Source organism: Trinickia sp. (assembly GCF_051953955.1).
GTDB lineage: Bacteria > Pseudomonadota > Gammaproteobacteria > Burkholderiales > Burkholderiaceae > Trinickia.
In genome coordinates this window covers 1-5,977 of record NZ_JBQCIF010000006.1, presented here as the reverse complement: position 1 = coordinate 5,977, position 5,977 = coordinate 1, and the positions used below count along the sequence as shown (strand labels likewise).

General features: G+C 63.0%; 6 protein-coding genes. 3 read left to right on the top strand and 3 right to left on the bottom strand.

The genetic code is table 11. The features are described 5' to 3' along the window. The 3 genes from tssC to ACTHNZ_RS00965 form a co-directional block, all read right to left on the bottom strand. Positions 1 to 1,467, bottom strand: a 1,467-nt coding sequence (gene tssC / locus ACTHNZ_RS00975; protein ID WP_440540619.1) for a type VI secretion system contractile sheath large subunit, incomplete at its 3' end; no start/stop codon positions are given. 19 nt (positions 1,468 to 1,486) lie between these two features. After that, on the bottom strand, positions 1,487 to 2,023 hold the full coding sequence (tssB, locus tag ACTHNZ_RS00970; protein ID WP_440540618.1) for a type VI secretion system contractile sheath small subunit: 537 nt from the start codon (positions 2,021 to 2,023) through the stop codon (positions 1,487 to 1,489). Between the two features lie 37 nt (positions 2,024 to 2,060). Then, entirely contained in the window at positions 2,061 to 2,744 is a 684-nt protein-coding gene (locus ACTHNZ_RS00965; RefSeq protein ID WP_440540617.1) for a tetratricopeptide repeat protein, read from the bottom strand. A gap of 383 nt (positions 2,745 to 3,127) precedes the next feature. On the opposite strand from ACTHNZ_RS00965, the gene tssJ reads away from it, so the two are divergent. From tssJ to icmH, 3 genes are all read left to right on the top strand, one after another. Beyond that, positions 3,128 to 3,760 (top strand): type VI secretion system lipoprotein TssJ, encoded by a 633-nt coding sequence (tssJ, locus tag ACTHNZ_RS00960; RefSeq protein WP_440540616.1) that lies wholly within the window; start codon positions 3,128 to 3,130, stop codon positions 3,758 to 3,760. 89 nt (positions 3,761 to 3,849) lie between these two features. Then, positions 3,850 to 5,196, top strand: a complete 1,347-nt coding sequence (gene tssK, locus ACTHNZ_RS00955; protein WP_440540615.1) for a type VI secretion system baseplate subunit TssK — start codon at positions 3,850 to 3,852, stop codon at positions 5,194 to 5,196. Then, positions 5,193 to 5,975 (top strand): type IVB secretion system protein IcmH/DotU, encoded by a 783-nt coding sequence (gene icmH / locus ACTHNZ_RS00950; protein WP_440540614.1) that lies wholly within the window; start codon positions 5,193 to 5,195, stop codon positions 5,973 to 5,975. Before tssK ends, icmH begins: the two co-directional genes overlap by 4 nt. Positions 5,976 to 5,977: the final 2 nt, after the last annotated feature.

The window sequence follows — 5,977 nt, the reverse complement described above, 5'->3', positions numbered from 1 at the left end:
GGCCACCAGCCGCAACGAGATCGACAACTCGTCGAGCTGGAAATGCGGACGCAGGAAAGCGACCGATCGGTACGAGCCTGGCTTGCCGGGAATCTCGGACACTTGAATCGACGCTTCGCGCAGCGGGAACTGCGCCTTTTGTTCCTGCGTGGCGTTATCGTCGAGCAGCACATACTGCGCCACCCAACGATTGAGGAATTGCTCGACGTTCTGTGCCGAAGCGAAGCTGCCGATCTTGTCGCGCATCATCGCCTTCAGATAGTGGGCGACACGCGAGACCGAGAAGATGTACTGCAGCTGAGCGGACAACACGGCATTCGCATTCGCGCTGTCGGTGTTGTACTTCTTCGGCCGCTGCACCGACTGCGCCGCGAAGAACGCCGCGTAATCGGAGTTCTTGCAGTGCACGAGCGGGATGAAGCCCAGATCGCTGAGCTCCTTCTCGCGCCGGTCCGTGATGGCGATTTCGGTCGGGCACTTGAGCGCGATTTCGCCGTCGTCGGTCTTGAACGTATGTGTCGGCAAGTCTTCGACGAGCCCGCCGCCCTCCACGCCGCGGATCGCCGCGCACCAGCCGAAATCGTCGAATGCCGCCGTCAGCCGCGTGGCGAACGCCCACGCGGCGTTGCACCAGAGATACTTGCTGTGGTCGGAGCCGTCGACGCTTTCGACGAAATTGAACTTCTCGGCGATGAGCCCGTCCTTCGGATGAAACGGCAGACGCCCGAGGTAACGCGGCAGCGTCAAGCCGACGTAGCGCGAATCTTCCGATTCGCGGAACGACTTCCACTTCGCATACTCGACCGTATCGAACACCTTGCCGAGATCGCGCGGCTTGCCGAGATCGGCGAACGATTCGAGGCCGAGGATCTCCGGCGAGGCCGACGTGATGAACGGCGCGTGCGCCGCCGCCGCGACGTGCGACATCTGTTCGATGAAATACATGTCCTCGGGCTGACGCGTCAGCTCGAAATCGCCGATCAGCGTGCCGAAAGGCGCACCGCCGAACGTGCCGAACTCTTCTTCGTACACTTTCTTGAACAGCGCGCTCTGATCGAACTCGGACGCTGCCTTGAAATCGCGGACGATCTCGCGCTTGTTCGCATTGAGCACGCGGATCTTGATCGTCGAGCCCGTGTTGCTCTCTTTGCACAGATAGTTGAGCCCGCGCCAAGTGCTTTCCATGCGCTGGAACTCGGGCGCATGCATGACCTCGCTGAGCTGCGCCGACAACAGACGGTCGAGCTCGGCGATGCGCGCATCGATCGTCGCCGAGAGGTTGTCGGAAACGACGACCGTGCCGTCCATCACCTGATGGACGAGCTCGCCAATCAAGTCCTTTGCACGCGCGTGCTCGGAATCGGATTTCGCAACCTTGCTCTTCTCGACGATCTCGTCGAGCAGCGACGTGCCGGCGCTCGCTTGCGCGGCGCTCGGAGCCGCGGCCGTAGCCGTTTGCTGATTCATGCTGACACTCCGCATCAAGTTATTCGCCTTGCTTCTCTTCACCATCGGCATCACCGCGCGCGCCCGCTTCGCCAGCCAGCGTCTGCAACTGCTGCGTGTTCGCGAGCACTTCGCTGAGCAGGCTCTCGAGCTTGTCGTTGCTGGCCAGCTTGTTGCGCAAATCGGCCAGCTTCGAGCGTGCATCGAGCAAGCGCCGCAGCGGTTCGATCTGGTCGACCACGGCGTCGGGCCCGAAGTCGTCCATCGAGCGGAAGCGCAGGTCCACGCCGAACGAGCCGCCGGCACCCGTCAGCTCGTTCTTGACCTGGAACGCCGCGCGCGGCTCGATGCCCTTCATGACGTCGTCGAAATTGTCGCGATCGATGCTGACGAACTTGCGGTCGCGCAGCTTCGGCTGCTCGACCTCGGACTGACCGCCCAGATCGGCGACGACGCCGACGACGAACGGCAGCTCCTTGACTTCGATCGCGTCGCCGCGCTCGACCTCATAGGTCAACTGCACGCGCGGCGGCCGCACCTTTTGCAGACGTTTCTGAATGCTTTCTTTCTTGGCCATCGTTGGCTCCCCGAGGCGATTGGATCAAATGGGCCGATCAGCGAAGCGCACTGAAGGGATCGGAAGCACCGCCACTCTTGGCCGCCTGCGCGGGCTGAGCCGGGGCGGCGCTCTTGGCGGGCGCGCTGGGCGCCGGAGCGGCGTCGGCGCTTTCGGCGACTTTCTCCGCGCTCTTTTGCGCGGCCGCGACCGGGCGGCGCACATAGCGGCGCTTTTTCACGACGGGCTTTTTCTCGACTTCTTCCGGAAACAACGTGTTTTCGCCGAGCGTTTCGCGCAGCTGATGCGCGAGCACCTGGGCGTCGGACTTGGCGTCGCCCGCGAGTGCCGAATCCTGGCGCAACTGGCCGAGCGACTCGGTGGCCACGCGCAGGCCGCTCACGGCCAGCACGCTCTTCGCATCGCGGTCGGTCTGATCGCGCGACAACGCCTCTTGCGCGGCGACGATGGCCTGGCCGTAGTGAGACTGCTGGAATTGGATCTGCGCGATGCGCGACCACGGCTCTTCGCGCGTCGGGTCGGCCTTCGTCAGCTGATCGTAGAGCGCGAGCGCGCGCGTTTGATCGCCGCTCTTGGCGACGGCATCGGCATCGGCCAGCGCTTTGTTGAACGCTTCGGGGCTGGCTTGCGTGCTCGCGTTTTGCGTTGCGCAGCCGACCACGGCGGCACACGCGAGCACCGCGGCGGACAATTGGAAAAGGCGGAAAAGTCGTAGTTTCATCATTCTTACTTACTGCCGGGCGGCTTATTAATTCGGAGGGAAACCGCAACTTTGCTTTGCGGCGAGTGCGCGCGTATAGTACCGGCCAATTTTCGATAATTCAACTGTGTGGCTTCAAATCAGAATCGTTCACATTTCAATGCGACGATTGATATCTCAGATAGACGATGCTGAAATAATTTCCGAATCAGCGTGAAAACGATTTAATAGTGGAAAATTTTTCCGCATCAGTGAACTAGACCAACTTGTCCATTGCATGATGCAAGCGAATGGCGATGATGCGTCTCGTCGCCGGCCGACATCCGTTCGACATGAAGGAATGGGCGAATGGTGAATCGGCGAATCGGCAATGGGCGATGCATCAACTTCGAAGGGGTGCTGGCGTGAGTCGTAAAGCTTTCGGTTATCGGTTTGGGTCGCGCCTTGCATGGCCGCTCGTGCTCAGCGTACTGCTGGGCGGGTGCGCCGCCGGCGTGACGGTGCTGGGCGCGGCGGCGTCCACGGCGCTGCAGGCGGCCGGCCTCGGCAAGCCGCCCGTGCCCGATTCGCAAAAGCCCCCGCGCGAGGTGCCGCTGACGCTCGCGGCGGCCCCGAATCTGAACGCGGCCAACGATGCGCATCCGCTTGCCCTCGTCGTGCGTCTTTACGCCTTGAAGGATCCGACGTCGTTCCAGCAAGCGCCGTTCGACACGTTTACCGATCCGGCCAAGGAAAAAAGCACGCTGGGCGCCGATTTGCTGAGCGTGCGAGAAGTGACGCTGATTCCCGGCCAGCATTACCGGGCAACGGAAAAGGTCACGCGCGAGGCGCAAGCGTTCGGCGTCGTGGCATTGTTTCGCGACCCGGCGCTGCAGCGCTGGAAATTCGTCTTCGATCCGGCTAAATCGGAGAAATCCGGCATAATGATCGGCCTTCACAACTGCGCGATGACCGTTGCGAGCGGCACCGTCATCTCGCCCGATCCGCAATTGCCGCTGCAGGGCCTCAATCTGCTCTCCTCGGTCAGTTGCGGCTAGATGATCCCGCGCGCCGGGCGCGCCGCCGTTCACGGCGGCCATACGTGCGATATACGAAAAACCTGATAGCGAAAGATAGCGAAATACAGATGAGTTATTCGGCGAAATTGCTTTGGGGCGAGGGGCTCTTTCTGCGGCCCCAGCATTTCCAGCAACAGGACGCCTATCACGAGGCGCGGCTGTTCGAATCGATACGGGCGATCCAACCGTTCAACTGGGGCGTGCGCAGCGTGCGGTTCGACGCCGATTCGCTCGCGAACAATCTGCTGCGCATTTCGGAACTGTCGCTCGTCTTCCCGGACGGCACGCTCTACGCCGCGCCGCTCGCCGACGAATTGCCGCAGCCGATCGCGCTGGAAACATTGCCCGAGGGCGTGGCCGAGTTCACGTTCTATCTCGCGCTGCATCCGCTGCGCGAGACGAGCGGCAACTGCGCGGACGATCCCGAGGACGCCTTCGTTTCGCGCTACGCGCCGAGGCAAGCCGCCGTCGCCGATCAATTCACCGATGCGGCCGTCGCGAATCTGACGTTCCTCAAAACACGCGTGAAGCTGATCAGCCATACCGAGCCGCGTGCGCAATTGCTGGCCGTGCCGCTCGTGCGCTTGCGGCGCACGGCCACCTCGGGCTTCGAGATCGACGAGACCTTCGTGCCGCCCTGCCTGGCCGTCGAGGCATCCGCGATCCTGCACCAGCGGCTGCGCCAACTGATCGACGCGCTGCAGGCGAAAGTCAGCGCGCTGTACGGCTTTCACCGCGAGCCCACGAAGAACATCATCGAATTCCGCTCGGGCGACATCGCCTCGTTCTGGCTCTTGCACACGGCGAACGGTGCAGTCGCCTCGCTCGTGCATTTATTGCAGCAGCCCACGCTCCATCCCGAGCGTCTGTTCCAGGAGCTACTGCGGCTCGCGGGGCAGCTGATGACGTTCTCGAAGCGCTACGCGCTCGCCGATCTGCCCACCTACCGTCACGACGATCCAGGTCCCGGCTTCGCGCTGCTCGACACCATCGTGCGCGATCTGCTCGAAACGGTGATTTCGACGCGCTACTTCGCGATCGCGCTCGAGGAAGTGCGTCCGTCGTTCCACGTCGGCCGGCTCGATTCGGGCAAGATCGACGAGAAAACGACGTTCTTCCTGGCCGTGTCGGCCGACATGCCCGCGGTCGAGCTCGTCGAGGCCGTGCCCGCGCGCTTCAAGGTCGGCGCCCCCGACGACGTCGACAAGCTCGTGCTGTCCGCGATGCCGGGCGTGCGCCTCGTCTATACGCCGCAAGTACCGCCGGCCGTGCCGGTGCGCCCCGGCGCCTGCTATTTCGCGTTCGAAGCGCGCAGCGGCCTCTATGACCGCATGCTGCAGGCGCAGTCGGCCATGATCTACGCGCCGTCCGGCATCAGCGATCTCAAACTCGAACTCATCGCCGTCACGTCATGACACAAATGCCTTCGCTCTTCGGTGCCGCGGCACCAGCATCCGCGCCGCCTTCGGCTTCGGCCGAGGGGACGTTTCAAGCACGCTCGCTGCGCGATCTGCTCTACGACGGCTTTTTCATGGTGTTCCTGCTCAAGCAGGGGCGCGAGCCCGGCGACGCGGGCGAATTCGGCGCGCGCGTGCAGGCGTTTCTTGCCGAGTTCGAACGCGGCGCGAAGAAGCTCAACGCCGCGGCCGACGATGTCTACGCCTCGAAGTTCGCGTTTTGCGCGGCCATCGACGAAGCCGTGCTCGCCTCGCCGTTCAAGATCCGCGCCGAATGGGAGCGGCGCCCGCTGCAGCTCACGCTGTTCGGCGAGCAGTTGGCCGGCGAGAAGTTCTTCGAGCTGCTCGAAACCTGTCGCGCTCAAGGCATCGCGCGGCTGCAGTCGCTCGAGGTCTTCCATATGTGCCTGCTGCTCGGATTCCAAGGCAAGTACTTGCTCGAAGGCCCTGAAAAGCTCTCGTATCTGACGGGCCGTCTAGGCGATGAAATCGCGCAGATGAAAGGCAAACGCGCAGCCTTCGCACCGCATTGGCCGTTGCCCGATCAAATCGCGCATCGGCTCAAGCACGAACTGCCGCTCTGGACGATCGGCGCCGTCTTCGCCCTCGTGGGGCTCGGCGCTTACTTCGGCTTGAACACCTACCTGCGCAATTCGACGATGCACACGCTTGCGCCCTACTCGCAGCTCGTGCAGCCCGAAACCGAATCGGCCAATCTCACGATTTCGTTGCCGTAGGC